At 42.9% G+C, this 25,810-nt stretch carries 35 protein-coding genes; 12 read left to right on the top strand and 23 right to left on the bottom strand.

Going from position 1 to position 25,810, the window contains the following annotated elements; all coding sequences use genetic code 11:
* Window positions 1-23: 23 nt before the first annotated feature.
* The 3 genes from EYM_RS00295 to EYM_RS00285 form a co-directional block, all read right to left on the bottom strand.
* Window positions 24-1,967 (bottom strand): nickel-dependent hydrogenase large subunit, encoded by a 1,944-nt coding sequence (locus tag EYM_RS00295; protein WP_075049147.1) that lies wholly within the window; start codon window positions 1,965-1,967, stop codon window positions 24-26.
* Window positions 1,968-2,013: 46 nt separating this feature from the next.
* Entirely contained in the window at window positions 2,014-3,291 is a 1,278-nt protein-coding gene (locus EYM_RS00290; RefSeq protein ID WP_075049146.1) for an NADH-quinone oxidoreductase subunit B family protein, read from the bottom strand.
* A 78-nt stretch (window positions 3,292-3,369) separates the two neighbouring features.
* Window positions 3,370-4,566 carry a redox-regulated ATPase YchF gene (locus tag EYM_RS00285; RefSeq protein ID WP_075049145.1) on the bottom strand — a complete coding sequence of 399 codons (1,197 nt, stop codon included), beginning with the start codon at window positions 4,564-4,566 and terminating at the stop codon, window positions 3,370-3,372.
* A gap of 210 nt (window positions 4,567-4,776) precedes the next feature.
* Here EYM_RS00285 and EYM_RS00280 point away from each other — a divergent pair, with 210 nt between their 5' ends.
* Both EYM_RS00280 and EYM_RS00275 read left to right on the top strand, forming a co-directional pair.
* A complete protein-coding gene (locus tag EYM_RS00280; protein ID WP_075049144.1) occupies window positions 4,777-5,472 on the top strand; it encodes a PHP domain-containing protein in 696 nt (231 codons plus the stop codon).
* Between the two features lie 60 nt (window positions 5,473-5,532).
* Window positions 5,533-6,300, top strand: a complete 768-nt coding sequence (locus EYM_RS00275; protein WP_075049143.1) for a WecB/TagA/CpsF family glycosyltransferase — start codon at window positions 5,533-5,535, stop codon at window positions 6,298-6,300.
* On the opposite strand, the gene EYM_RS00270 is transcribed toward EYM_RS00275, so the two are convergent.
* The 8 genes from EYM_RS00270 to EYM_RS00235 form a co-directional block, all read right to left on the bottom strand.
* On the bottom strand, window positions 6,276-6,686 hold the full coding sequence (locus EYM_RS00270) for a CBS domain-containing protein (protein ID WP_083494951.1): 411 nt from the start codon (window positions 6,684-6,686) through the stop codon (window positions 6,276-6,278). The genes EYM_RS00275 and EYM_RS00270 overlap by 25 nt on opposite strands.
* A gap of 62 nt (window positions 6,687-6,748) precedes the next feature.
* The gene (locus EYM_RS00265; protein WP_420806578.1) at window positions 6,749-7,144 is read right to left on the bottom strand and encodes a 30S ribosomal protein S8; all 396 of its coding nucleotides are present in this window, start codon (window positions 7,142-7,144) and stop codon (window positions 6,749-6,751) included.
* A gap of 16 nt (window positions 7,145-7,160) precedes the next feature.
* Window positions 7,161-7,325 carry a 30S ribosomal protein S14 gene (locus EYM_RS00260; RefSeq protein ID WP_075049141.1) on the bottom strand — a complete coding sequence of 55 codons (165 nt, stop codon included), beginning with the start codon at window positions 7,323-7,325 and terminating at the stop codon, window positions 7,161-7,163.
* A gap of 45 nt (window positions 7,326-7,370) precedes the next feature.
* Window positions 7,371-7,952 (bottom strand): 50S ribosomal protein L5, encoded by a 582-nt coding sequence (locus EYM_RS00255; RefSeq protein WP_075049140.1) that lies wholly within the window; start codon window positions 7,950-7,952, stop codon window positions 7,371-7,373.
* The gene (locus EYM_RS00250) at window positions 7,949-8,713 is read right to left on the bottom strand and encodes a 30S ribosomal protein S4e (RefSeq protein ID WP_075049139.1); all 765 of its coding nucleotides are present in this window, start codon (window positions 8,711-8,713) and stop codon (window positions 7,949-7,951) included. Before EYM_RS00250 ends, EYM_RS00255 begins: the two co-directional genes overlap by 4 nt.
* A gap of 7 nt (window positions 8,714-8,720) precedes the next feature.
* A complete protein-coding gene (gene rplX / locus EYM_RS00245) occupies window positions 8,721-9,089 on the bottom strand; it encodes a 50S ribosomal protein L24 (protein WP_075049138.1) in 369 nt (122 codons plus the stop codon).
* Window positions 9,090-9,099: 10 nt separating this feature from the next.
* On the bottom strand, window positions 9,100-9,513 hold the full coding sequence (locus tag EYM_RS00240; RefSeq protein ID WP_075049137.1) for a 50S ribosomal protein L14: 414 nt from the start codon (window positions 9,511-9,513) through the stop codon (window positions 9,100-9,102).
* On the bottom strand, window positions 9,513-9,872 hold the full coding sequence (locus EYM_RS00235; protein ID WP_075049136.1) for a 30S ribosomal protein S17: 360 nt from the start codon (window positions 9,870-9,872) through the stop codon (window positions 9,513-9,515). The genes EYM_RS00240 and EYM_RS00235 overlap by 1 nt, the downstream gene beginning before the upstream one ends.
* Before the next feature lie 113 nt (window positions 9,873-9,985).
* Here EYM_RS00235 and EYM_RS00230 point away from each other — a divergent pair, with 113 nt between their 5' ends.
* Window positions 9,986-11,692: a glutamate--tRNA ligase gene (locus EYM_RS00230; RefSeq protein ID WP_075049135.1), complete on the top strand. Its 1,707-nt coding sequence runs from the start codon at window positions 9,986-9,988 to the stop codon at window positions 11,690-11,692.
* On the opposite strand, the gene EYM_RS00225 is transcribed toward EYM_RS00230, so the two are convergent.
* The 3 genes from EYM_RS00225 to EYM_RS00215 are packed head-to-tail and all read right to left on the bottom strand — an operon-like array spanning window position 11,689 to window position 13,690.
* Window positions 11,689-12,042, bottom strand: a complete 354-nt coding sequence (locus EYM_RS00225) for a NifB/NifX family molybdenum-iron cluster-binding protein (protein ID WP_075049134.1) — start codon at window positions 12,040-12,042, stop codon at window positions 11,689-11,691. The two genes, EYM_RS00230 and EYM_RS00225, sit on opposite strands and share 4 nt — an antisense overlap.
* A 59-nt stretch (window positions 12,043-12,101) precedes the next feature.
* Window positions 12,102-12,929 carry a shikimate kinase gene (locus tag EYM_RS00220; protein WP_075049133.1) on the bottom strand — a complete coding sequence of 276 codons (828 nt, stop codon included), beginning with the start codon at window positions 12,927-12,929 and terminating at the stop codon, window positions 12,102-12,104.
* Window positions 12,926-13,690 carry an ATP/GTP-binding protein gene (locus tag EYM_RS00215; RefSeq protein WP_075049132.1) on the bottom strand — a complete coding sequence of 255 codons (765 nt, stop codon included), beginning with the start codon at window positions 13,688-13,690 and terminating at the stop codon, window positions 12,926-12,928. The genes EYM_RS00220 and EYM_RS00215 overlap by 4 nt, the downstream gene beginning before the upstream one ends.
* A 64-nt stretch (window positions 13,691-13,754) precedes the next feature.
* On the opposite strand from EYM_RS00215, the gene EYM_RS00210 reads away from it, so the two are divergent.
* From EYM_RS00210 to gatC, 3 genes are read left to right on the top strand one after another with little or no spacing between them, the layout of a single operon-like run.
* On the top strand, window positions 13,755-14,051 hold the full coding sequence (locus EYM_RS00210) for a hypothetical protein (RefSeq protein WP_075049131.1): 297 nt from the start codon (window positions 13,755-13,757) through the stop codon (window positions 14,049-14,051).
* On the top strand, window positions 14,023-14,331 hold the full coding sequence (gene cutA, locus EYM_RS00205) for a divalent-cation tolerance protein CutA (RefSeq protein WP_236943416.1): 309 nt from the start codon (window positions 14,023-14,025) through the stop codon (window positions 14,329-14,331). Before EYM_RS00210 ends, cutA begins: the two co-directional genes overlap by 29 nt.
* Entirely contained in the window at window positions 14,328-14,606 is a 279-nt protein-coding gene (gatC, locus tag EYM_RS00200) for an Asp-tRNA(Asn)/Glu-tRNA(Gln) amidotransferase subunit GatC (protein ID WP_075049129.1), read from the top strand. Before cutA ends, gatC begins: the two co-directional genes overlap by 4 nt.
* Before the next feature lie 27 nt (window positions 14,607-14,633).
* Here gatC and EYM_RS00195 read toward each other — a convergent pair whose 3' ends face one another.
* Complete coding sequence (locus EYM_RS00195) at window positions 14,634-15,227, bottom strand: hypothetical protein (RefSeq protein WP_075049128.1); 594 nt, start codon at window positions 15,225-15,227, stop codon at window positions 14,634-14,636.
* Window positions 15,228-15,391: 164 nt separating this feature from the next.
* On the opposite strand from EYM_RS00195, the gene EYM_RS00190 reads away from it, so the two are divergent.
* Window positions 15,392-16,090 (top strand): peroxiredoxin, encoded by a 699-nt coding sequence (locus tag EYM_RS00190; protein ID WP_075049127.1) that lies wholly within the window; start codon window positions 15,392-15,394, stop codon window positions 16,088-16,090.
* A gap of 124 nt (window positions 16,091-16,214) precedes the next feature.
* Here EYM_RS00190 and EYM_RS00185 read toward each other — a convergent pair whose 3' ends face one another.
* Together EYM_RS00185 and EYM_RS00180 are read right to left on the bottom strand one after the other, a co-directional pair.
* Window positions 16,215-16,619 carry a hypothetical protein gene (locus EYM_RS00185; protein ID WP_075049126.1) on the bottom strand — a complete coding sequence of 135 codons (405 nt, stop codon included), beginning with the start codon at window positions 16,617-16,619 and terminating at the stop codon, window positions 16,215-16,217.
* Between the two features lie 87 nt (window positions 16,620-16,706).
* On the bottom strand, window positions 16,707-17,402 hold the full coding sequence (locus EYM_RS00180) for a TrmH family RNA methyltransferase (RefSeq protein WP_168050132.1): 696 nt from the start codon (window positions 17,400-17,402) through the stop codon (window positions 16,707-16,709).
* Between the two features lie 83 nt (window positions 17,403-17,485).
* Between EYM_RS00180 and EYM_RS00175 the strand changes: the two genes are divergently transcribed.
* Together EYM_RS00175 and EYM_RS00170 are read left to right on the top strand one after the other, a co-directional pair.
* Entirely contained in the window at window positions 17,486-17,983 is a 498-nt protein-coding gene (locus EYM_RS00175; RefSeq protein ID WP_075049124.1) for a hypothetical protein, read from the top strand.
* Window positions 17,984-18,066: 83 nt separating this feature from the next.
* Complete coding sequence (locus tag EYM_RS00170) at window positions 18,067-18,333, top strand: HypC/HybG/HupF family hydrogenase formation chaperone (RefSeq protein WP_075049123.1); 267 nt, start codon at window positions 18,067-18,069, stop codon at window positions 18,331-18,333.
* Between the two features lie 3 nt (window positions 18,334-18,336).
* On the opposite strand, the gene EYM_RS00165 is transcribed toward EYM_RS00170, so the two are convergent.
* Entirely contained in the window at window positions 18,337-18,900 is a 564-nt protein-coding gene (locus EYM_RS00165) for a DUF120 domain-containing protein (protein WP_075049122.1), read from the bottom strand.
* Window positions 18,901-18,981: 81 nt separating this feature from the next.
* Here EYM_RS00165 and EYM_RS00160 point away from each other — a divergent pair, with 81 nt between their 5' ends.
* Both EYM_RS00160 and EYM_RS00155 read left to right on the top strand, forming a co-directional pair.
* On the top strand, window positions 18,982-19,782 hold the full coding sequence (locus tag EYM_RS00160; protein WP_075049121.1) for an aspartate dehydrogenase domain-containing protein: 801 nt from the start codon (window positions 18,982-18,984) through the stop codon (window positions 19,780-19,782).
* On the top strand, window positions 19,779-20,432 hold the full coding sequence (locus EYM_RS00155; RefSeq protein WP_075049120.1) for a diphthine--ammonia ligase: 654 nt from the start codon (window positions 19,779-19,781) through the stop codon (window positions 20,430-20,432). Before EYM_RS00160 ends, EYM_RS00155 begins: the two co-directional genes overlap by 4 nt.
* Here EYM_RS00155 and EYM_RS00150 read toward each other — a convergent pair.
* The 3 genes from EYM_RS00150 to EYM_RS00140 all read right to left on the bottom strand — a co-directional run bounded on the left by EYM_RS00150 (window position 20,410) and on the right by EYM_RS00140 (window position 22,457).
* Entirely contained in the window at window positions 20,410-21,204 is a 795-nt protein-coding gene (locus EYM_RS00150; protein WP_075049119.1) for a hypothetical protein, read from the bottom strand. The genes EYM_RS00155 and EYM_RS00150 overlap by 23 nt on opposite strands.
* A 13-nt stretch (window positions 21,205-21,217) precedes the next feature.
* Window positions 21,218-21,709 (bottom strand): hypothetical protein, encoded by a 492-nt coding sequence (locus EYM_RS00145; protein ID WP_075049118.1) that lies wholly within the window; start codon window positions 21,707-21,709, stop codon window positions 21,218-21,220.
* 88 nt (window positions 21,710-21,797) lie between these two features.
* Entirely contained in the window at window positions 21,798-22,457 is a 660-nt protein-coding gene (locus tag EYM_RS00140; RefSeq protein ID WP_168050128.1) for a dihydrofolate reductase family protein, read from the bottom strand.
* A 47-nt stretch (window positions 22,458-22,504) separates the two neighbouring features.
* Here EYM_RS00140 and EYM_RS00135 point away from each other — a divergent pair, with 47 nt between their 5' ends.
* Entirely contained in the window at window positions 22,505-23,428 is a 924-nt protein-coding gene (locus EYM_RS00135) for a TIGR00269 family protein (RefSeq protein WP_083494946.1), read from the top strand.
* Here the strand turns inward: EYM_RS00135 and tes are convergent.
* Both tes and EYM_RS00125 read right to left on the bottom strand, forming a co-directional pair.
* Window positions 23,412-25,151, bottom strand: coding sequence for a tetraether lipid synthase Tes (gene tes, locus EYM_RS00130; protein ID WP_075050544.1), 1,740 nt, complete (start codon window positions 25,149-25,151; stop codon window positions 23,412-23,414). The two genes, EYM_RS00135 and tes, sit on opposite strands and share 17 nt — an antisense overlap.
* A 197-nt stretch (window positions 25,152-25,348) precedes the next feature.
* The gene (locus EYM_RS00125) at window positions 25,349-25,738 is read right to left on the bottom strand and encodes a hypothetical protein (RefSeq protein WP_075049116.1); all 390 of its coding nucleotides are present in this window, start codon (window positions 25,736-25,738) and stop codon (window positions 25,349-25,351) included.
* Window positions 25,739-25,810: the final 72 nt, after the last annotated feature.

Raw genomic sequence — 25,810 nt, 5'->3', positions numbered from 1 at the left:
TAGGGTATATGATTAAAAAATGATTATATACTACAAGCATTAGCTAGGAGCTTCTTTACGGTTTTTACCGTCTTTTTGTCCTTAACGAACTCTATGTGAGCAGCACAAGCGATACATGGATCGAAGCTCCTTATTGCCCTGACGTAATCAACGCCGTTCCATTGAGTTGCGTCTATCTCTTCAGTGACCACTGTATTGAATGCTGCAGCTTCGAAGGGGCTCATGCAATATCCATCGGGACTCCTCGTAATCCAGTCTTCGTTGGAGCAGAACTTTCTCAAGGTTCCTTTCGGACCCTTAGGTCCGACGTTCTGTGTAGTTGGGGCGTGTATCTGGTAGTTGGCTATCCTGTCATTCTTGACTACTATCCAGTGCTCGACGTTTCCTCTAGGAGCTTCTAATTGACCATATCCAAGGCTCCACGAAGGAGTCTTCCATGGTCTGGATGCTTTGCTTCTTCCATGGCTCACGTACTCGAGAGCTTTAAGGACGTTAGTCCAAGTCTCGACAATGTCGACAGACATTGCAAAGGCTCTAGCCCTAACCCTCTCGATGGTAGTGCTAAATGGTGGAGCATGGTAAGTTAGGGTTACTTCTTCCCAAGTGCCCTTCGGTAAGTCGTCGACGTTTCTTGACGCCGGTAGAGTTACCTCTATTTTACCTCCGCCATGTTTTATGCCGCCTCCAGCTTTCTCTACCCACGTTCTTCTCTGGCTATGAGCTGTTACAAACATTCTAGCTATCGGACCGACTTCGAATGGGTATAACTTACCGTTCCAGTAGATCCTCACGGTTGCAGCCCAGCTGTACTTGTTACCCCAATTGATGTCGGTGGGCTTAGGAATGGTAGTCTTATTCCAAGGATGATACCACATGAGCTCCTCGTTACCACCGACCAATGGTTGACCAGCCGGATCTTCCTTGGTAAATAGACTGGTTTTGTCTTTCCATTCTTCATAGAAAGAGCTGTCAACTAACTCGACAACGTTTCTCTGCATATCTGATGGCTTTTCGCTTACTAGTTCACCTGCAATGTAAAGTCCGGATGGCGTGCCTCTATTCATTGCTGCTTTATCGAACTCCTTGTAGATGTCGATGTAATTGTCGCCTAAAGCGCTGTAGGTTTCTGGATCATCCATGAGACCAGGGCTATATAACGTAGGCTTCGGATAGGTCATGCCTTGTTTCTCGTAACCGCATTCAGTGTTATAGAAGTCAGCTAGATCCATCCAGAAGCTTGTGACGAACTTAGCCCATGCTGTGAGTTTCACTAACCTAAAGGTGTAGGCCTCTAGTAACGAGTTGGCGGTACTTAAATCAGTCGAAATTCCGCCCGGAATTAAAGTACTGGGGTGAGAGTGCCTTCCATAAAGTAGCACGCCGGCCTCTCGCGCTATTCTTTGATACTTTACAGTTAATTTCCATATCTTACCAACTATAGGGTTCAAATCCTTCATAATGTCAGCTATTTTCCTATATCCGTGGATATCGCTGTACTTGGCTTCAGTTTCAAGTGCCCTCTCCCAACACTTTGGAGTTAGCTTCTTTACTACTATCTCGCTGTAGTCGGGACCTCCTAGGAGGTTGAGTATTATGCTATGGTCGTAAATGTGGTCAGTCATTGCGAAGGCCATGTTCCTCAAAACAACGCCTAATTCTGTTGGAACAGCGCCTAATGCCATATCAGTTGCAATAGTTGCTGCGTTAGCGTGACTCGCACCACAGACGCCACAGACTCTAGAACTAATTGCTATCGCGTCTTCCGGTGCTCTCCCTCTAAGGAATACCTCGAATCCTCTAAACATAGTAGCAGAAACCCACGTGTCCTTTGGTTTCCTCTGATTCACATCTATCTCAGCTTTCAGTGCTAAGTGACCCTCGATTCTGGTGATCGGATCTATAAAGAGTTCCGCCACACCGTTTCTTATTCCCTTTACGTTTGATGCGGGAAGGAATATCTCGCTCATTTCAAATCACCTCCCTTCACGTAACCTAGAATTATAAACAATACATTCACTTCTTGCTACCATGCTTCTTAGACATAGCATACCCTGCAATTGCACCAATTGCCGCCGCGCCTAGAGTGGTGGCTAAAGCGGTAGGTACGCTGGGTGCTGCCGGCGCTGGTAGTGGCTTATAGAACGGCTCATAGGCATCGCTAAAGCCGGGCATAGTACAGCCTATACATACACCGCCCGTTCTCGTTGGTCCACCTACGCCGTTTACCCATCCAAACTTGTTCCATGGACAGTTTGCTACCGGACCCTTGCATCCTACGGCGAATAAACACTTGGCATCGTTGTCTCCAGGCTCTTGTCTGAGGTCACCAGCTGCATAGAACCCAGCTCTTGGGCATTGCTCGTGTACAGTGTGACCGAAGATGTACTTAGGCCTAGAGTAGGCATCTAACCACTCAGATGCCTTTGGTAGAGGAACTATCTTTGGATAGAGGGCAGCTAGAACCATATGTACTAGAACCCTTAGGATGCCGTTACCGTTAGCTGGGCATCCGGGTACTGCAACAGCGGGTTTGCAATCGCTATCTGGGCTAAGCTTAGGTTCACAATTCCTATATATGTAATTGTAATAAGGTTCAAATTCGGGCATATCAGCGTACCTGCTTATGAGACCTTTGTAGCCCCTTACGGGGTCATCGAAGAATCCGACGGCGCCAGTCGGCGCTAAGCTCCAACTGGGGTAACTCCATCCTGGGGGAGGTTCGAGAACCTTATTGGCTGGGATGCCTCCATAAGAGGCGCAGTTACCAACAGCTACTACTGCAACCGCCCTCTTGGCAAGTCTCCTTATCCACTCAGTACATGTTATCACTCTACCATTCTCCTCTCCTACGAAGCAGTAGTATCCGCATCTGTTAGGATCCTTACAGTACTTCCTAGCGTGCGTCTCATCTGGAACGGATCCTTCGAGAACTAATACGAACGGATCGTACATTCCCTTCTCAGCCATCTTTAATATTTCTATGGCTCCTTCTCCCCACTCCGGCATTACAGTATCATGGAAGGCGAGACCAACGGTTCCAGGTCCGGCTAGGTGGATGGCACCAGTTAAGACTTCTATTAAATCGGGATCCGTGGCTTGGATCAGAGAAGTGGTATCGCCAGTGCAACTCTGTGCTTCCCACCAAACGATATTGACCTTACCTTTCCTAACCGCCTCAGCCATCATATCAACTGCTTCTGCCCAGCTGACCTTTCCAAGCGCTCCCGCGAGTACACCAGCTGCTAGCGCTTTTTTCAAGAACTGTCGTCTTGGGGTACTAACAGTTTCCATGGCGGCACACCACGCTAGTTTCTCACCCTAACTTCCGGGTCGAGATTATTATCTCTTTGCTGACTATACGGTCAACATTCACTTCTTGGCGGATACTATCTTAATAACCATTTCCCTATCAATTCTATGCTCTCCGCCAAGCTTTCGTGAAGATAATGCATCGATTGCATATAGAAAGTGCTTCTGAAAATCAGAGTGTATTAGGCCTGCGAACTCCCTGACTGTTATACCTTTTTTGACGAGTCTGGCTTCTGGCAATACTCTACCTTCGGTGTCTGTATATCTATTTACATCATGTACCGGATACACCACTGTCATATCCATTTCATCGAATACAACTGTATTGAGAGACTGTACAACACCAGTAGATCCCCATTTTTCTAAGACGTTTTTCCTAATAGTCTCAAGTACCTTCTTTTGTTTGGGACTTAACGTCTTAACCTCAGTGAAGTCGGCATCACCAGGGACGTATTCTATATACCCTTCCTTGGCCGCCTTCCTAAGTATCATCTCTGCAGCTGCAGATGTTGGAATAACTTTGTATGGGAGTTGCTCTTTCAATCGTTCAATGAGGCTTTCCGCTTGCGGTAAGTCCGCTTTGTTAGCTACAATTACCTTGGGCTTAAACTCAACAACTTTATCGATAAAGCTCTTTATATCAGCTTGGGACCATTTGGAGAGCTTGGATGGCGGCGATAATTCATCTAAAGCTAACTTAATTTGATCTCTCTTCACCTTGAAGCCGCTTAGACGCTTATATAGGGCGTCTTCAATAGATTCACCGCTGGTGTCGACCTTCATACTAAAGCTCTTCCAGTCTTTTAATATTTGAGAAAACATCCAATTTACATACTCCTCAAGCAGAATTTTAACGTCTTCAGTTGGGTCATGAGATCCAGGAGGAACTGGATTTCCCTCTTCATCAGTACTGCCAGACGCGTCTACTACTATAAGTAAGGCATCGCTTCGACTAACTTTCTCAAGGAATTGGCTTCCTAGACCCCTCCCCTCGGAGGCACCGGGAACAAGTCCAGCAACGTCCATTAATTTAACCGGGATAAATCGCCAACCCTTCATACAGAAACCGTCAATGGGGTTGCATTGCGGTAAGCCCAACTTAACATGCACGCAAGGTACTCTAACGTACCCAATACCTATGTTAGGATCTATGGTAACGAAAGGTCTGTTCTCTATTGGAACTTCTACCATGGTTGCTGCAGAGAAGAAAGTTGACTTACCTACGTTAGTCTTACCTACGACTCCTAGAAGCGGCATCACGTCTTCTCATACCCCCTCTCGACCATTGTGTTTGATAACGAATATTAAGTAAAGGCAAGTGAGTACCTCGGAACACATAATAACCTAACACACCCAATCAATTACTTATATGCGTTTGAATTCCTAACGATGGTTTAAATGTTACATCTTCGCATAAACGAACAAATGCAAATTAATCGCAAAAGCGTTTTCTACTGGGTTCTAAATGTGCCAAAAATCAAGGCTGACCTACATATGCATTCAACGTATAGCGATGGATTAAATACAGTAGAAGAAATGATTCACTCAGCTTTAGAGAAAGGGCTTAAGGCAATTTCAATCACAGACCACAATACTTTTAAGGGGTCTAAGAAGGCAATCGAATATGTAAAGGATAAAGGCATCGAGCTAGTAGTACTATACGGTAATGAGGTTAGAGCTAGATATTCGGGAAAATTAATGGACATACTGGTCCTCTGTCCTCAAGTCCTAGACGATGACAACTACCCAATTGACGCTGTAAAGCTTTACGAATGGACGAGGAAGAACAACTGTCTCTACATACCGGCTCATCCCTACGATGAAAGAAGATACGGTTGCGGTGAATTAATATACGATCTAGATATGGATGCAATAGAGGGATGGAACGCTAGAGCACCTAGGAAAGTAAACGAGAGAGCCATAGCGACTGCTAAAACTCTTGGGAAACCCATCGTATCGAATAGCGATGCACATGAGGTCGAAATGGTTGCAGCTGCGCATAACATTATAGAAGTAGAAGAACTCGATCCATATTCAGTAATAGATTCGATATTAAAAGGTAAGGTAAAAATAGTTAGGGGTACAATACCTCCTAGCATTTATGCAAGATATGTGAGTAAGAAGTTAGTCAAAAAGACGGTAAGACACATGTTTTTCAAGTAGATTGTTCATAATATTATTTCCCTAAATATTCTCGTTTACTGTACAGTTTACGGAGTTATCATGAAGAACGTTCTCGAAATATGTGGGGTTACTATAACCAATCCCCAAGGAGAAGGAATACTAACCTTTGATGTGGGGAAAAAGGTCTATACGATAAATATGGAAATAATTTATTGGGCTTTACGTTTAAGAGATTACAAGAAAGCGTTAAATAGAGGTACTACTGTAATCGACGGCCACTGGGTCTATCTATTATTAAGGCTCAAATATGGAAAAATTCCACTAAGGAAAGCTCCCGGTAGCAGACTAATATTCAGACTTCTTGAAGAAGTGCAACGGAACAAAGTAAGAACTTTGATAGTAGGTGCGTCAAATGAAATATTTGAAAAAGTGCGCAATAAATTCCCAGATGCACCATTATTTTATTTCGATCCAGGTGAGGTACCATTAGATCCTCGTCGCGAACGCGAGAAAATAGAATCTATAGGTAACTTGATCTTGGAATTAAAGCCCTCGGTGGTGATTATCGCACTCGGTCCTCCCAAACAAGAGCTCTTGATAGATGCCCTTAGTCCATATTTAGAGAAAGGAGGGGTAGGATTAGCCATAGGAGTGGGTGGAGCGCTCAAGATGGTTGCGGGAGTAGAGAAGAGAGCGCCTGACATAATATACAATTTAGGTCTCGAATGGGCTTGGAGATTATTACAAGATCCTAAGAGAATTCGGAAAGTCGCGCGGAGCGTTGCTGCACTAGCATGTGCTCTTACAGAGGTTACTATTTTCAGATTAAGAGAACTGAAAAATCATATATTTCCGCAATCAATATAAAGTTTCCTTACAACGTCTTTCAGGCTTATTACTCCAATAGGTCGTCCTTCACTATCAACTATAGGGATGTGTCTTACGCCGCGCTCAAGCATCTTATGAACGATGCTTTCCAAACTCTCGTCTTTTAGTGCAACTATAGGATCTCTTGACATGACCTCACGAATTGGCGCTTCTAGCGATACGCCCTTAGAAAGAGCCTTAACGAGATCTCTCTCAGTAAATATTCCTACAAGTCTTCCTCTCTCAACAACAACACTACCTACATCGTTCTTGGCCATTAATTTGATAGCCTTCTCAATCTTACAGTTGGGTTCGCACGAAACTAAATTTTCCTTCATTATAGAAGAAACTTCCAACATTTTCACAAGTATTAGTATATCATGCATCTATATCTACTTTTCCTTGAATTTGGTAGAGAATTTAAAATATACAAATTACTTAGGCAATCTCAATAGACATATGCTAGCACTATTCCACCTATTCTCTTTTCCAACGCTTGTTTGTGAGTCATTAATCCATTGGAGGTGCTTAGTATTAGTATACCGACGTCCTTCGATGGCAAGAACCTTCTGACCCACTCCGGTAGTCTTAGTAGATCATTATAGCTCAGTGGTTGACGAGGCTTTATAGCACCACACTTGTTGATTCTACCCAATAACTGGACTCTGATTTTGCCCCATCTTCCATCATCAATATATTCTATTTCTCCAACATACCCCTCTTGTTGCATAACCCTTAAGACGTTAGCAATTAACTTAGATGCTGGCATTATTATTGCTTCCTTATTGCCTCTCATTTCGTTTTGATAGATAGTGTTGAGCGCATTGGCTAGGGGATCCAACATCACCACGGTTATCACCTTACCTGTATTTCTTGAAACCCAAAGTTGGTGCGACTTCTCGGAAGCATTGCCTACATAGATAGAGTCCATACTTCGTGATTACCGCATCTTGTGAACCACACCTTTGGCAGCGCCTCGCACCCCTTCCAAATTTCCTCTCCTTAGGTGGCCTGAACTTCGCCATGCTACACCACCCTCTTGGGCTAACCTCTGCCCAATTTTAAGACGATTACACTATCTTTACTCCAAATTCCTTAGCTAGGTAAACCATACCTTCTTCCTTAGTTAGTCTGTGTCTTCTAGGTATCTTGCTTCTGGCCCTCCTTCTCCTGGCTACTCGATAACCCGCTCTCTCTAACGTTATTATAACGTCCATACCGTAGATACCTACTCTAGGATCGTATTTAGTTCCTGGTATTTGTATGTGTTCCTTTATTCCAAACCCAACGTTGCCGAACTCATCGAAGCTCGATGCCTTTATCTTCCAGTTAACTGCTTCTAGAGCCCTCTTCAAGAAGTCTATTGCCTTCTCTCCCCTAAGCGTGACCATGACTGCTATGTTCTCTCCTCTTCTAATGCCAAATGTCCTAATAGTCTTCTTTGCAGCCCTCTTGACAGGTTTCTGTCCAGTTAGCTCCTCAAGCAGTTCGTAAGCCTTTTCGAGTCTCTCGCCGCTTTCTCCTAGAGCGATGTTTACCGTAACCTTCGCTAGCTTGGGCTTCAACATAGGTTGGCTGGTCCACTTTTCGATAATCTCTTTGACTTTCTCTTGTGGAATTGGGACTTCTAGAGTGCCTATTTCAGTACTCATTTCCACGCACCTTCAGGTAATTTTATTATAGGTTCTTCTTCCCCTATTGGGAAGACGTAATCAATAACAGTATAGAAAACTTCTCCATGTACATCCCTCATTTTTACTAACGTCTCCTTCCTTCCCATACCAGCCTCTATACCTTCAATGCGCCCTACTCTGCCCACGTTCCTACCGGAGCTAACTATAGCAATTACACCTTCCTTCATAGGTATGATCTTCTGAATTTGTTGATCCGGAAGAGTTATTAGCAAGGTAGATAACGTTTTGTAGTCTTGCGCTTCGACAGGGTTTCTAGGATCGCTTACCTTGATTAATATGTTCCTTCCATCGTGCAAGTTTAATTGTATATGACCACCCTTTACGGTGGTCTTATTTTCAATCCTTACAGGCTTTAACTTGGCTTCCTCTGCGTCTATTTCGATTGGAATGAGGTATTTTGTTGGGTATGGAACCATTCTGTAATACTTATCAGCGCCCACGAGTTCTATTACATCCATTTTACCTACCGGGAACTTATAGTCCTTTCGTACGCGCCCATCTACTTTGATTTTACCTTCGGATATGATCTTTCTAGCTTCTCTAGAAGTCTCTGCCAATTTAAGTACATCTCTCACGAGAACAAGTAGTGGTATACTTTCAAATTGCGGATGCGGACCAGCTCTTGGTTTTACGACCCATACTGCCTCCTTCTTTGGAACAGGCCAGAAGGCAGGTGCAGCTAGTCTCTTTAAGTGTCTCTTACCACCCATTCGAGCCATCTCGGACTCACCTCTTCCTCCTATTAATTATCTTTTCGCGAACCTTATCCACTTCTCCTAGGTTAGTAATGATAACCTTAGATGGGTGTATCGGATAGAATACTCTTTCCCCTCTACTGTTTTCAATCGTTGCCCCATCTACGTAAATCCTAACTTTCTTCAAATCTACCTTCGCTACCTTTCCTTCATGACCCCTGAACTTCCCTCTCACAATTTTTACTGTATCGCCCTTTCTGACGGGAAGTCTCTTAACACCGTATTTCTTTTGGAGTTCCTCGCTTAATGGAGCATTCATGAACTTGTGGCGCAAGTGGAGGGGTGCATTGAAGTAGAACTTCCTTTGCTTCGAGGGTTTCTTCGAACTTATCAAGGGCATGATCTTCACCTCAGACCACTATGCTTACAACGTTTCCTACTCGTGGCCATCTCTCTACAACTTCCCTAGCTACAGGTCCTCTTACTTCAGAGGCTTTGGGGGATCCGTCCTCGTTCACTATTATCACTGCGTTATCTTCGAACGCAACCCACGTTCCGTCGGGTCTCCTGAAAGGCTTCTTTTGACGCACTACAATGGCTCTAACGACTTGATGACGCATCTCTGGGGTACCCTTCTTGACAGTTACGACAACCATGTCGCTAACGCCCGCCGGCGGTATCCTCCTTAAGCGTCCATGATATCCCGGGACACCAATAATTTGAGCTACCTTAGCTCCACTGTTATCGGTAACCTTTACGTATGAACCAACTTGGAGACCAGTTGTTATCTTCTTCCTAGATTTTATCGCCGTTGCTTTTACCATTACTCTTCACCTCCAGTTTTCCTCCTACCGAGCACAACGAAGCTTATGCTTTTAGCCAATGGCCTCGTCTCGCCGATAACTACGACGTCGCCTTCCTTTATTTCGTTAGCTAAGCATGGAGGTAATCGTGCGTGGATGTTCTTCTTCCTTCTTTCATATCTTTGGTACTTCTTGTTATAGTACAAATACTCGTGTCTAACTACAACAGCCTTTTGCATCCTCTTCTTTACAACAATACCTTCTAAGATGGTACCCCTCACCTTTAGATGTCCGTGCCATGGACATTCAGGATCGTCGCACGCTATCTTGGGCGGTTCCACGCCCCTAATTCCCACGCGTCCAGCTTCAACTGCCGACAAGGCTCTGAACCCCTCCTTGGAGTTCAGTGGGGATTTAAAAAAGGTGTTAATTGAATTATCTGGCTTTGAATGCTATTTATAGCACTTAATGAAACCTACTTGGGCGTCAAAAAGTGAACGAAATTAGAGAACTCGCTTTTAAGCATGCACTTAAAAACGCGTATACTCATGGCGGTAAAGCTCAACTAAAAGCAGTAGTAACCGCTATGCTCGCTGAAAATCCAGACTTAAGGAAGAAAGTGAAGGAAATCATTCCTATTGTTCGAGAAGTAATAGATGAAGTGAACTCGTTATCAATTGAGGAGCAAGAGAGGCTCCTTAAGGAACGATACCCAGAGGCACTAACTGAAGGAAAGAAGGAAGTTAGGAAAGGATTGCCGCCACTACCCAATGCTGAAGAGGGGAAAGTAGTAACTCGCTTCGCACCGAATCCCGACTTCTATATGACCCTAGGTAACGCCAGACCAGCAATCCTAAGTCACGAATACGCAAGAATGTATAAGGGTAAGTTCATACTAAGGTTCGAGGATACTGATCCGAGGACCAAGAGACCTTTGCCTGATGCATATGAAGCAATAGTGGAGGACCTCGAATGGCTGGGCATCAAGCCCGATGAAATATACTATCAATCCAATAGAATGGAAATATATTACGATATTCTCAAGAAACTCATCGAAAAAGGAAAAGCTTACGTCTGTACGTGTACTAATGAGGAATGGAAAAAGTACAAAGACTCAAGACGGCCATGTCCTCACAGAGAGGAACTACCGGAAACGCATTTGGAGAGGCTAGAGAAGATATTGGAAGGTGCCTATGGAGAAGGTGAGGCCGTTGTTAGAATAAAAACAGATATGTCTCATCCAGATCCTTCGGTTAGGGACTGGGTTGCTTTCAGAATAATAGATCCAAGGAAACACCCCCATCCACTTGTGGGCGACAAGTACTGGCTATGGCCCACATATAACTTCGCAGCTGCCATAGACGACCACTTGATGGGGGTAACTCACGTACTGAGAGCCAGAGAACATAGACAGAACGAAACTAAACAGAGTTACATTTTTCAATATATGGGATGGACGCCTCCTATTTCAATACACTTCGGTAGATTGAAACTGGAAGGATTTATCTTATCTAAGAGTAAGTTAAGGGAGTTGGGAATTAAAGGAGATGATCCGAGAGCTGCAACGATACGAGGGCTAAGGAGGAGAGGGTTTTCTCCAGAGGCTATCAGAGAGATAATGATAGATGTAGGAATAAAGGCTAGTGACGCAAGCATTAGTTTCGACAACTTAGCTGCAATAAATAGGAAAATAATAGATCCGGAATCCCCTCGTATAATGTATATCGAAGATCCCGTAGAAGCTTACATTAAGAGTAATGAAGAACTAGTCGCTGAGATTCCATGGCATCCAAAAATTCCGGAGATGGGAAGTAGGAAGTACGTAGTAGGTCCTAACGATGTGATATATATAGAGAAAGAAGATCTCAGAAAAGTTATGAAGAAGCAAGGAGAAGTACGACTCATGGAGCTAGGGAATTTCAAGATAGTTGGATTCGATATCGAAAATTCTCGCCTTGTGTTAGAGCTTATTTCTAAAGACTTAGAATACGCTAGGCAAAGAAAGCTAGAAATAATTCAATGGGTTAAAGGAAAGAATAAGGCAATGGTATGGTATCCAGAGAAGGGGTTTTCCGTAGGCTACGTAGAAGAAAAGGCCTTTGAAGTAAGAGCTCATACAATCCAGCTCATCAGAAAAGGCTTTGCAAAAATCGAGGGTGTGGAGGACAATACTCTGAAGCTAATATATATCCATGACTAGTGTGCTACTCCGCTTAGAATTTGCTCGACCTTTCTGAGCGCCTCTTCAATAGTCGTCTTTGGATCGACGTGTACCACAATTTTTCCATGTTCTTTCATAAACTTTTCGCCTCCCGGTCCGAAGAATGTATAGACGAAGACGTCGCAATCGTTATTTAGACGGAGGATTTCCTTTCTTTTCTCCAAGGTATTATGAACATGCTCTTCTTCTTCAGAATACGGATTAGGTATCTCTTTCACGACTTTCCATCCGTCTTCAGTTTTCACATAGTGTAAATACTTCTTCGCATCTCCAAAGTGACCCAATTTAACTGTTTTTCCATCATCTGTGGGGACTACAACGCAAACCATTTCTCACCAACCAGTCGTTCTGCTCTTTGAAATTAAGTTAAGAGTTTACTTCTTCGGATTTAGTCAGCGTAATAGGCTTTTTCGTTAGTAATGTTACTAAGGACAGCGCCTTCATTTTTAAATAACTCGTAAATTTCTTGGTAATTATCCTTCTCTGCGACAATAACGTAAGAAGGGCCATTACCACTAATTGATGCTGCTATTGCACCTCTCTTGAGAGCTTGCGTTATTGGTTCGGTTGAGTAACCAAGAGCGCTCGCAACTAGGATTCCGTTCAGTGTCATTACGTTCCATAAATCTTTGTTATCAAGAAGTCTCTCCTCAATTACTTTAAATTGACTCTTTAAACTAGACAACCTGTCTTTTATTTCTTCAAAGCCGTACCGACGACCTGATCTAGGGATTACTATCACAGGTAGCTCGGGAAGTGCCATCCTATCTAGTATTTTCATCTCATGATTATTCGTAATCACTAAGCCTCCTAGAAGACTCGCAGCGGCATCGTCTAAAGCACCCGTTATTGTAACTCTCGCTTTCTTTGAGGCCTCCACAGCAAGTCTCAGTATTTCATATGGCGAAACCTTTAGTGCGCACAACTTACTTAAAGCTGCGGCTGTAGCATTGGTGACCGCAGACGAAGACTTCAATCCCCCTCCTGCAGGTATTTCGGACCTAACCTTAACGCTTACTGCTTGTAGTTGTTGACAATACTTCGCCTTGATAGTGTTGTACACTTCTTCAATAGCATGCGAGGGAAAGTGATTCTCCATGCTTTCGCAAACCTCAACTTCAACGTTTAAGTTCAAAGCGAAGGCCGAACCAATACCAGTAGGTATTGCATTGAGAATTGATGCGCCTCCGTGACTTATTGCCTTAACACACTTCAAGTTAGATCACCGCAACTACAATATATTTCGTGAATTACGTCGTAAAGTTCCTTCATTCCCTCTAACGTGCGTGCTGAAACCATAATAGCTCTGGCTGAAGGAGAGTACTTTTCGGCAACTTGCGCTAAGTCGAGTATCATATCGGCCGCAATTCCTCCTACCTTGTCAGCCACTTCCTTGGCAAAGAGTTCGGGAGTTTCTATTAACTTTCTGACTTGTTCCCTCGCAGCGTCGTTAAGTAAATCTACTTTATTAACAACAGTTATTACTTGTAACTCTGCTTTCGTTTGCAATATTAAGTTAAGCAAGTAAGAAGTCATGAGATCTTCAGGGTGGTCAGCTAGGGATCCGTCTACAACGTAAACAATCAATACTGGTTTTACCATTTCCAATCGCTTCATTATGTGTGTGCCCTCTGGTCTAAACATGAACATCTCTAGCTGGCCAGGCGTGTCAACGAGAACGTAGTCATAGAATCCCTTCACTGGTTTACTTTTGAGTATCTCTCGCTCATACTGACGCAGTAGCTCAGCTGCCTTTAAGAAGGCGCCGTTCGGACCCAACTTGTACTTCTTCATTATTTCTTCAATTGTAAAGTAATTCCTAATATCGAAATCAGGTGTATAAGGTAGTACCTCAGCTCCTGGATCTAGATTCATTACGCTTATTTTCAACCCTACCTCATCTACCATCCACTTTGCCAGAGCGGCTGTCAAGTTACTCTTACCAGAACCTGCAGTACCGGTTAGTACAACGAACACGTCAACGCTACCCGAGAGTGAGAACTTAATGAGGTTTATTTAGAAGGTTGTAATGGTATAGAAGATGAAAAGAATCGGGATATCTAAAAGGAGACTAGTTGAAGAGAAGTTCGAGGAGTTACTCGAAGAATTCATGACCCTCTACAAGAGGACCTACGGTATATCAATTAAAAGAGAAGAGGTCATAGAGATATTAGAGAATAGGAAACCAGTAACACCGATCACTTTAAAGGTGGCGAAATTGTTGGAAGAACTTTTCGAAGCATACCACGAACTTCATCATCACAAAAGATTAGATGCCTCGAAGGATAAAACTCATGGAGATCAAATTGATGATAATAATATCAACACTCCCAAATAGGGAAGATGCCAAAAAGATTGCACGGACTTTAGTTGAAAAACGTTTGGTAGCATGTGCATGGGTTCTCGGAGAAATACAGAGTTTTTACATTTGGAAAGACCAATTACAAGAGGATGAGGAAACTGTACTCGTCTTAAAAGTTCCTAAAGAGAAAGCCAGCGAAGCTATCAATGAGCTGAGAAACCTCCATCCCTATGAAGTTCCAGAAATAATTGCAGTAGAAGCTGATTACGTCCTTCCAGAGTACCTTAAGTGGGCTAAAGAGGTGTGTGAGAAATGATAGATGCACGAAGAGCGGCTGAATTATCGAAGTTAAAATTAAGTGAAGAAGAGTTAAAGAGACTCGAAGAAGACCTTAAGGACATTTATTCCCTATTTGAGAAATTGAACTCGATTGAAGTGACTGGTGAACCTATGTACACACCAAGCGATCTCACCAACGTCGCGAGAAACGATGAACCTTCCGAGTGCTTGGGAGATAAATGGATTAGCCTTGCCCCATTGAAGGAAGAGACTGAAGAAGGTAAGTTCGTTGTATCACCTAGACCTCTCTAATCTTCCCATGATACTCTATATACTAAACTAGCTGGTGAGTAAGTAATTCAGAAGTTCTTTTGATACGAATAACTTCCCATTGACCTTCGGGTACGCGTAAGGCAACTCTATCTCTCTTTGAAGACCAAATGGGAGTTTTTGGGTTATTTTCAGACCGTTAACTACTTCTATTTCTTCTAACTTTTTACCCTGACTTATGAGCCATGCAACTGCCAGCGCACCATCTATAGTAAACTGTCTATCTCCTATTTTCCTAAAATAAACAAATTCCTTGAAACCTCGGAATCTAGAGGAAATGAGGACGGAAGTTCTCCCCAAAGGCGGATGAGAGCCTAGGATACCACCAATGATTATAGTCCCACTTGAGGCCTCTCCGGGATCGAGGTTTACCTTAGCCTTGGGATCGAGAACTATTATGGGTTTCGGGAGCTCCTTTAACACCTTCGTGAAGTCTTCCCTAAAAACCAAAATTCCACGACTTCTAAGTTCTTTGGCCAGTCTCTCATCTTCAACATCCGAGAGTATTAATCTATTGCCTATCAACCTATAGGCATTAGATATCTCGAATAACAACCACTTACTATATCTTTCGAAGACCGGTACTAGGAAGAACGTCTCCAAACTATGTCCCCGCGTATGAATTCGAACGGATCTTATTGGGTTTTCGTTGAAAAGATTAAAAGTTTTTAGGAAAGTTTCTTCAATAATCCGAAAGTAAATCCTAAGTATAACCGAAGCCTTCTACATTTAAACGCCGTTAACGTAGAGTAGTAACGGAGAGAGCGATGCCGGGTCAAATACCCTTAATCGGTGAAAAACTCCCAGAGATGGTTGTACACACTGACCACGGACCTAAGAAGCTACCAGATGACTACAAGGGGAAGTGGTTAGTAATATTCAGCCACCCAGCTGACTTCACGCCAGTATGTACTACCGAGTTCGTAGCGTTCGCAAAGAGGTACGAGGACTTCAAGAAGCTCAATACCGAGCTACTAGGCCTAAGCGTCGACAATAGCTTCAGCCACATAAAGTGGAAGGAATGGATAAAGGAGAAGCTAGGCGTCGAAATACCGTTCCCAATCATCGCGGACCCCCTTGGTGAAGTAGCGAAGAAGCTAGGTATGCTACACCCCGAAGGTGGCGTAGTTACCGTAAGAGCAGTATTCATAATTGATCCAGAAGGAAAGGTTAGAGCGATACTCTACTACCCGCTCAACGTCGGCAGAAACATGGACGAAATACTAAGGTTACTGAAGGCCCTACAACTAAGCGACAAATGGGGAAGGGCCTTCCCGGCCGGATGGCCGAAGAACGAGATAATCAAGGACCATGTAATAATACCGCCAGCAAGCACCGAACAAGAGGCGAAGGAGAGGATGCAGAAGTACGAGTGCTTCGACTGGTGGTTCTGCCACGAGCCTGCTCCAAGCAAGGAGGACGTAGAGGAAGCGAAGAAGTTCCTAGAGAGACCTTGTCAACAATAACCATTTAGTTTTTTACACTAAGTAAGGCAATATAGCCTCCGCTTTATCCTCTTAAATTAGCAACTAGCCAGATTAAGTTTCATCGTTCTAAAATAATCTGAAAACGACTTTCCAGAGGAGTCCTTCAATTACTATTATTTCTACTTACATTTCTACTTACTTCGTCTGATGTTCTCTTAAGGTCGCTTAGGTCTATTCTAAGCGATTCCGATAGATTGCCCTTTTCATCGAAGATCATTACCAGCACTTCCCTTTTTCGCTCCTTAACTTCACTCTTAGGCCTAAATGTAACTAAATAACTCCCATCCTCGTTATGGTGGTACTCGGCTACAACGTATTCCTTAGACAAGGCTTCGCTTAACCGCATGGCAAGGTCCTCAAAGTAGTCGTACGTACCGCAAGTGAAACATATGTGACCTTTGAACGAAATTACGATTTCACGGTCGCTAACTGATAGAACCTCGCATTCTGCACCATGTTCCTTATTAAACTCATCGACTATTTCACGGACTTTTCCGATGTCTATCATATTATAGTTTCACCAAATAAATACGTTCAAAGAAGGTTTTGAAATCACAGGGCACTCTTCTAAACTAGTTAACTAACTCCTACGTCGCTAATGGCACTTTTCTTCAATTGCCCTCTTGCATTTTCCCAAAAAGTATATCAATGCCCTCAGCTCCGACCTCGTAGATTTGGCCGCCAGATTCTCAAGTAATCTAATAATTCTGCTTCTCTTCATTTCATCTTTGATAAACGTTTCAGCGAGGTTTGCAAGATTTAACTTAAATAGATTTACATCTTCCTCTGACGGCTTCGAAGGTAAGGTTCCCCTTTCCAGTTTAAACTGCTTCCAGAACTCGTAGAGGGTTATTGCAACGGCATGCGAGAGGTTGAGCACAGGATACGAAGAAGACGCTGGTATATGCATTAATATATCGCATTTCTCAAGTTCATCTCTCCTAAGTCCCACGCTTTCGCGACCGAAAACTAGAGATACTATCTGTGCGTCCCCAATGTAATCTTTAAGTTCCCAGGGAAGGACATGTTGGCGTAAAGGATCGTCATGAGAAACTTTTGCGGAGGTGCATACCTTGAATCCCTCTAGAGCCTCCTCGACAGTGTTGTAAATTTTGACCTTTGAGAGGTAGTTGACGCCTTGCGCTGCGAAACGCTTTACCTCCTCATCAAATGGATCAAACTTGGGGTTCACTACAGCTATCTCGTCTATTTCAAAGTTCTTAGAAAGCCTTACTATGAATCCGAAATTTATCATACCTTCGGGCTCGACGAGAACCACTCTTACTTTCAATCTCTCTTCCCGTTCGACCCCTCTAATCCTGCTATCCATTTAATAAGTTTAGTAACAGAACCTTATAGTGAGAGTGATTAAATATGAAGAGAGCCTTTGTATTGATGAGCTTGCTCCCAGCGCTTCTATTAGCTTCGCAAAACTACATCGCTCTAACTTTCAGTCCCGGTGCACAAGGAATTATTATGACCTATACTTACACCCTTAACATGACCTTACTCGGACCACTTGGATTCCAATACGTAACGTCAACCTCGTCAGTAGTAAGCGTACCGAACGTTCCTATCTCGACAACTATAGACATTACACAAACACCTACCGCGTTTGGAACGTGGTCTTTAGACCTAGGCATAGCAGTAACAGCTGACAACGGAATAAGCGTTGCATCAACTTCAACCTCAACCTTAATGACCTTCAAAGCTGGTGGAGAAAATACGCAAACGTTTAGTATAAGTTTGCCAAACGGTGGCTCCATAAGTGGTGAAATAGTTCTATACATTGCTGGAATTCCGGCCCCGGCACTAATGGCGGCAGCAGCTGCTGCCTTGATAGGTCTTAGAAGGAGGAGTAGAAAGAACTAAACCTAAGTTATTCGATTTTTCTAAAAACAATTTATTCTAACTTATAAACCACTACTCCTTCGTTTTCGTATCGGGATAAACGCTTGTGTCTAGGTATACCCGCGAAAATAATTGAAGTAGATAGAGAAAACGGTGTAGCCGTAGTTGACGTTTTCGGAAACAAAGCTGAAGTAGACATTACATTAGTCGAAGACGTGGAACCCGGTGATTACGTAATGGTACATGCCGGAGCAGCTATCGCCAAGGTTGATGAAGAGCAGTGGAAGGAGAGCTTTGAAATGTGGAAGCAGGTTCTTGAAGCGGTCAACAGAGAGTACGAAAGGTTATATGGTAATCAAAGTGAAGCTTAGAAGCTAATAGATTTCAATGGCAACGTAATCTCCGTTCTTTAACTCCAATTTCTCGCGCAACTTGTAAGGAGAAATTATCTCTATTATAGATGGCGGATGGTGCGTTCTTAAAGGTATAACTAGAGCCGCTGGCCACAGTCCGTTGATACGCGCTGGATAAGCTAACACTTCCCCGAAGGTTCTGTCGTCCTTTCGAAACCCCTTCAGAATTATCGGTGGTCTAGTCAGTAATAGGAATTTTCTCTCCATGCTCTCAGGATCTAGGAGAACGTTAAGAGTTCCCGGATAGGGATCGAAGCCCAATCTATTCCTTATTTGCGATCGATAGCCTTCTAAGGACAGGAAGTATCTTCCCTCTCCGCTACCGCTTACAACTATCCCTTTAAGTGAAACTTTCTTGGAAAGTAGCTCCTTTACTAAACCTTCGGCGATCCTCGATATACCATTCTCATCTATTAAACCAAGTTTCCTTAATCTCTCTGAAATATCATTCATTAGATCGCAAGGATTACCGTTAGACAAATAGTACAGAAGTAAGCCAAGCAATGTAATCTTTTCCCTATCCACAATTACTCGACCCGTTCCCTTTGGATTAAAATCAAGTTTATAATACTCTACTCCTGACGTAGTATAGAAAGGGCAGTAACCGTGGGGGAAATACTAATAATAGGCACTACACCCATTGCCATCGAAACAATCAATACGTTAAAAGAGATGCAATTAAACATCGATGCAATCGATGTAATCGATACCGAGAACATTGGTATCGAAATTAATCGAGCTAACGAAAAGGTCAAAATAATTGATTTAGACGTGGCCCTCAAGAAGAATTACACACTTGTAGTTGAAATGGCCGGGGCGTCCAAAGCGAAGGATCTAGTACCGAAATTCCTAGAAAGGGGCAATAAGGTGGTTCTATTAGCGGCTTCGCTTCTAGCTGATGAAAAATATTTCGAGGAAATAACCAGAATCGCGAAACTGAGTGGAGGTAAGATAATAGTCCCATTCGGTGCCATCCCAGGCTTGGATATAATTAGCGCATTATCGCCATTACAGAACTTAGATGTTGAGATTGAAATTAGGAGACCTCCCGAAGTATTGGCAAAAGTCTTGAAGGAAGCTGGATTCGAACCCGATGCAGCGGAAGTACCCGTAGTTTTATATGAAGGCTCCGCTCTAGAAGAGTTGAAGAGAATAAAAAATGGAATAAATACAATAATGGCGGCCGTGCTAGCCGCCGGACGCGATATTAAGTTAAAGATAGTGGCAGATAGTCAAGTAGAAGGCTCTAAATATAAAGTTAAGATATCAAGTCCAATAGCGAATGTTAGAATAGAAGCCATCTATGAAGTTCTAGGCAAAGACCCAACTGTAAGTAAGATATTTGTATACTCTGTAATAAGGGTGATTAAAGCTATACTTGAAGATCAAACGGTGATTGTGTTCTGAAAGCCGCTGCTTTACTTTCTGGAGGTAAGGACAGTATCTTCGCTCTACACTGGGCTGTACTTCACGGTATCGATATATGTTGTACCCTTACCTTAAAGCCTCCCGAAGATTCCCTCTTACTTCAATTCAATGCAGTCGAAGTGACGAAACTCCAATCGGCTTCTATGGGAATAAGGAACTACTTTATGGAAGGTTCCGAGGACTTAATCATAGATCTACTTGAGATTGCGAAGAGGAACGGGGCCACCCACGTGGTTACCGGTGCCTTGCTTTCAGATTATCAACGCCAGAGAATGTCGTTTCTCTCGCAAAAATTAGGCTTACGTGTAATAAACCCTATCTGGAAGATAAACCAAGAAGAATATATGAGAAATCTCGTCAGATACGGATTCGAGTTCATTCTCGTTAGGGTCGCTAGTATGGGACTCGGGCCAGAATTTCTAGGTCGACCAATTACCCAGAATGACATTGAACTCATAATTGAACTTTCGAGAAAGTATAAGTTCAATCCAGCATTTGAAGGGGGTGAGGCGGAAACTTTAGTTATTTACGCACCCCTCTTTAAGAAAAGGCTAAACGTCAAGGGAAGAATCGTGAGAAGAGGTCCCGATGATTGGATATACCAAATTACTGATGCTTGGTTGGAGTGAGAAGGTATGCGTGTACTTTCTTCCTATGAGCTACTACCAGTATTACATCCCAATCAAAGCTCCTAACGGAGCCAGTAAATTTAAGTTCTCGGACGACGTTCCCACTTGTATCGATAATTAGTATTCTCTTCCTACTTCTGTCCCCTATCGCTATCAAGTCTCCCAACCAGACTATTCCGCTAACTTCTACGTCATCGATTTCCAATATCTCCTTACCATTAAAATCGTAGAGTGCGAAGCCATACGGTATAGAAGAGGCAATATAGGGACCTACTTTAACATGGTTCACCCTTCCAATGTTTAAGAATTTCTTGCCTATGTACAGACCTTCGGTCGTTCCAACGACCAGTTTCTTATTATAATCAATTGATAAAATGTTTCCGATTAGAACCTTCTTTTGAACTATTTTATACTTGCCCTCAGGCGTTCTTTCAAGTTTAAGAAGGATATTCTCAACCGATGTGTATAAGGATTCAGATTTATCGAATGCACAAGTTTCGTGAAGGCCCGCTTTAGTGGGAATTATACCGGCAGGTTTTCCCTTAGATAGTTCAAAAAGGAATATGGCATCTTTCGAGGGGAAAGCTAGTAGCTTTTGACCTATGCAAGGTCGTCCAAGTCTCGATTTATAGTCTATCTTTGAAAGTACCTTCCCATCGCTTCTAATTACATAGGCGCTGAAATTGGCACTTACCCCTATGACTTCACCTTTGGTACAGACCAATGGGTTGTCAGAGGGGACTCTACGCATCCATAAATGTTCCAGGCTCAAACTTTCCTGACCCTTAGAGGCTTGAGATTTGCTGCACTTCAAATCTCAATACTTCATCTTGAGGTGTTTCTGCATTTACTCTCACTCTAGCTTTCTGATCGCCTTTGATTCTTAGACTCTTCCTTATTATTGATGCAATGAGTAATGCTTCTGGACTTAAGGTGAAGAATTGAATTCCCCTTTGAGCAAGGATCTTATAAGTTGGTATGAAGACCGAACCTCTAACTTCGATTACCCATTTACCATCCTTCTCCTCGATCTTCACTTCCTTAGCTAGACCTAATTCTTGGAAAATCTTTCTTACAGCTCCTTTTACGTCCTCGTAATCCATCTCACCTATAACGCTTTCAACGTAATCCGAAAGGAAGTCACCTAGCTCTGTTAGCAGCATCTGGGCCATGGCATTAGCTCCTGCACCTAAGGCTTTCGTTATGGCTATTTGATAAGCACTGACGATCGCGTTAACTAGCGGCGAGGGAATGCATTCACCCCTAGCTTCACTCAAAATCTTAATCCCCTCGCTCAACCTTTATATCGCCCAATTAAATGCATGAGTATTCCAAAGTTAAATTATTATGGTGTCTAATAACTTTCTACTTAAACGACCTAATCCAACTTACGTGTACACATCTACCACATTTACATATCCTAATATCGACAGGTGCAAATAAGGGGGCTTCTGAGACTCTCTTAAAGCCTTCACCATCTATAATAGGAACACCAGCTCCTAAAACTCTTCCTACGTAAGTGATTTCAAGTCTGTCCACAACGTCCTCTTTAATTAGCGACCAATTTAACTTACCACCCCCCTCTATTAATACTCTCCGTATTCCCATTTCTTCTAGTCTCATTCTAGCTTCCTTCATATCAATTGAAGGTCCATTACCAACTATAACTACTTTCACACCTCTATTAATAAGGAATCTATATTTGGTGGGGTTCGATCTAATTCCATAGGTAGTAGTCACAACCATTGATAACCAAGGTTGATCCCGAAAGAGTCTCAAATTGGTAGGTATCCTTAACTTACCATCAACCACTCCACGGTATGGTTGCCTACTACACTTAATTCTCTTTACAAAGAGACCGGGGTCGTCCGCTATTGCTGTGTTAGCTCCCACTAAGACTAGGTCGCTCCAACATCTAAACTTATGAAGTAATTGTAAATCATGTTCGCAGGAAAGTTTAGAATCACCCTCTGTTGTAGCTATACGACCATCCAAACTAGCCGTAGTGAATATGATCCATGTCACGATTAAACTCCCTAGACGCTCATTACAGACGCACCGTCTTATAGGGGTTGGAGGGATTAAAGTTTAGGTGCATTAAATGCACCGAAGAAGCAGTAACGCTCGACTTTATTGAGAGGGTCCCGCTCTGTAAGAACCACTTCATTGAAAGCGTTTTAAAGAGGGTACGCAAAGAGTTCCAAAAAGTTCCAAAGGGGAGCAAGGTCCTCTTGGCCGTATCTGGTGGTAAAGACTCATTGGTGTTAATGGACGTTAGCGCGAAGGTATGGGACACTGAAAGGCTCGTGGCAGTAACTGTAATTGAAGGGGCGGAAGGTTACGATAGGGGGACTGAGATATCTAATGCTGCGAAACTTGCGCGGGAACTAGGTATTCAATACTTCGTCACCTCCTTTAAAGACGTATACGGTAAGTCGCTGATGGAAATTATAAAGATTGGTAAGGAGAGACCGTGTACTTACTGCGGAGTTTTGCGAAGGAGAATAATAGATTTGGCTGCGCTTGCTCTGAATGCGGATTTCGTAGCGACTGGTCATACTCTGGATGACGAGGTGCACACGTCGCTCTTAAACGTACTTAGGGGTGATTGGGAAGGCGTTCTCAAGCTCTCACAAGGGAGGTTAAAACCTTTGAGGAGAGTACTGGAAAGAGAGGTAGCAATATACGCTTATTTGAAGAATTTCCCGTTTCAAACAGAAGAGTGTCCGTACATAACCACGAGGCCTTCCTTACGCGCACGTATACGTGAAAATTTATTCCAATTTAGTGAATCAAACGCATCGAGCTTATTGAAGTGGATTGAGAACTTGGAGACGAAAAGCTACGTAAGTGAACACAGTCAATGCAGCGTTTGCGGTTTTCCTACTTCGAAAGGTAGGACTATTTGCAGAGCGTGTGAATTTGCACAAGAACTAGGTCTTCGAATAGTAAAAAGGTCTGATTTTAAATCGTTACCTCTTAAGAGGGTTGCGTAGACCCTACTGTTCCTTTCTTTATCTTATCCATGAAGGGTCTATAGGTTTCTAAGTATTCATTGCCCGACTGGAGCAACTTAACGTTTCTGACGTACTTTCGTAAAGCGTCATCGCCGAGAACCTTCTTAGCTTCCTCAAGGCTCATACTATACTTCTTTATAATGTAGTCTCTATATAAGTCATTTAATACGTTATATGTACAGAAAGGTATGACTCTTCCATCGGGGCTTCCGTAATGTATGTTGCACCTCATGACTCTCTCAACATCGTAATTGTAAAGATCCATGAAGTGCATAGTACCTATGTAGAGTAAGTGATAGTGGAGCTTACCTAGTGCCTCGTAGTTTCTCTTTATTAAGACATTGTATAACAAGTTCCAGAAATCGAAGCCTTCTGGTGCCTTGCTTTGGTCGATGAACTTCCTGAGATTATATATTATCTTCAATCCTACTTTGGTTTTCGTTATGAGACCGCCCTTTTGAAGTTCCTCCGTTTTCTCTTCTAAGTATTCGGCAAGTCCTTCCACGTCCACGAAACGCGGTAACGGAACGAATCTGACTTTATTGCCATTCCTTTCCACATACGTATAGGTGGCGGCACCGCACATAGGGTGATTAGTCAGTTCAAAGTGAGGAGTATCGGATTTGAATGCCTCCATAAATCTCGAGAAGGCCACGGTCACGGGAACTGGATACCAATCGTCCTTTGTTATCTGACCATCAGTTTGCTCTTCTAGTGCCTTAATCAAGTCGGGAATAGTGACTCTCGCGTTGTTTCTCTCTTTCCTAGGCATCAAACCAGTTAGAGAAACAGGCTGGAAGTTGACGCCTCTAACGATGTCCATGTTGTAAGCTGCGAATCTGACTATGTCTCCAACTTCGTGTAAGTTCCAATTCTTTATGACGGTTGGGACCAGAACAACTGAGGTCATTCCGCCTTTTCTGAATGCCGCAAAAGTATAGGGTACCTCCCAATGGTTCTTGGGATTCGTTTGAGGCGTTACACCGTCGAATGATAGGTATACAGTATTTATTCCAACCGTCCCATCGTCGAGGTATCTTAGGCTCCTAACGTATTCAGCTGCCTTCTCTTTATCCTGAAGGTAGAGTTCAGCAAATTTTATTCCATGTGTATTAAGTTGAATATGTCTAACACCCATCTTCCTAAGTAAAATCACTATGTCTCTAAGGTCCTTCCGTAGAGTTGGTTCGCCACCAGTAAGCTGCACCGCTAGAGGCACGCCTTGTTTGAGAGCTGCCTCTACCATAGTCTTTATTTGTTCCAATGTTGGTTCGTAAACATACCCAGCCTTATCTGCGTAGAAGAAGCAATACCAGCACGTAAGATCGCATCTATTAGTTAGAACTATATTTAAGAGAGCTGTGTGAGATCGATGTAATGGACAAAGACCGCATGAGTAGGGACACGGTGCCGTTAATTGAACATGCGAATAAGTTCCTTTACCGTCTCTTTCCCATTTCTCAAACTTATGGTAAATTTCGGCGTCACCGTAGTATACTTCCTCTATCTCCCCATGCTCAGGACATTCTCTCCTAATATAGACTTTACCTTCCCTTTCCACAACTATTGCTGGCAGTAGTCTGTAACAATGAGGACATAGACTTTGAGTTACTTTCAATAGCTTTTCGTTTTCTCTTGGTTTCGGTAGTCTTCCTCCAATCGGTATTTTTCTTCCAGCTATTTCGACGTATTTCTCGTTCATCTTCGAGGGAGCGTTAAGCCTTTCAACCTTTAGGGATGACACGCTCGTTCACCTTAGTCTCGTTACCGGAGTTGTATTCATACATCACTTATTAAGAGTTCTAGTTAAGTAGGCTTCACAAAGGTTATCGTTAGTGTCTAATTTTCGCAGTAAGGAGATTACGTATTAGACGAAATGAGTTAAGACTGGAGAATCAATTAGGCTACCTCTGCTACGCTTATCTTCCCTGGCACTAAATTGGATACTTCACAGCCCGCGCAAGATAGGTCTAAAAGCGTATCTCTAGAGTACATCAAGCTGATCACTTCATCGACAACGAAATGCGGGAACGATAATTTCTCTATTAGTGGCATTAGTGCTTCTACATCCTCTGGCATTGGAGGCTCGTTCTTTTTGACTAGTCCAATTACTAGATCACCATACTTTAATATGAGACTTCTCTTACATAAGTATGCATAGCCGTAAGTCCAACACTTCGAAAGATACTTATTCCAAATGCTTAACTCAATCACTTTCACTTTTCCATTACTCATTGCAAGGACTACCTTAGACTTGCTTCGATAAACCCTCGCAATAAACGTAATCATTTTAATACCCCAATATTATGGGTAGTTCCCACGACTTACATCTAACACAATGTTCAGTAATACTAGGTAAAT

The organism is Ignicoccus islandicus DSM 13165 (assembly GCF_001481685.1).
Lineage (GTDB): Archaea > Thermoproteota > Thermoprotei_A > Sulfolobales > Ignicoccaceae > Ignicoccus > Ignicoccus islandicus.
Note: the sequence above shows the minus strand (reverse complement) of the source record. Positions and strands in the feature narration are given on the sequence as shown.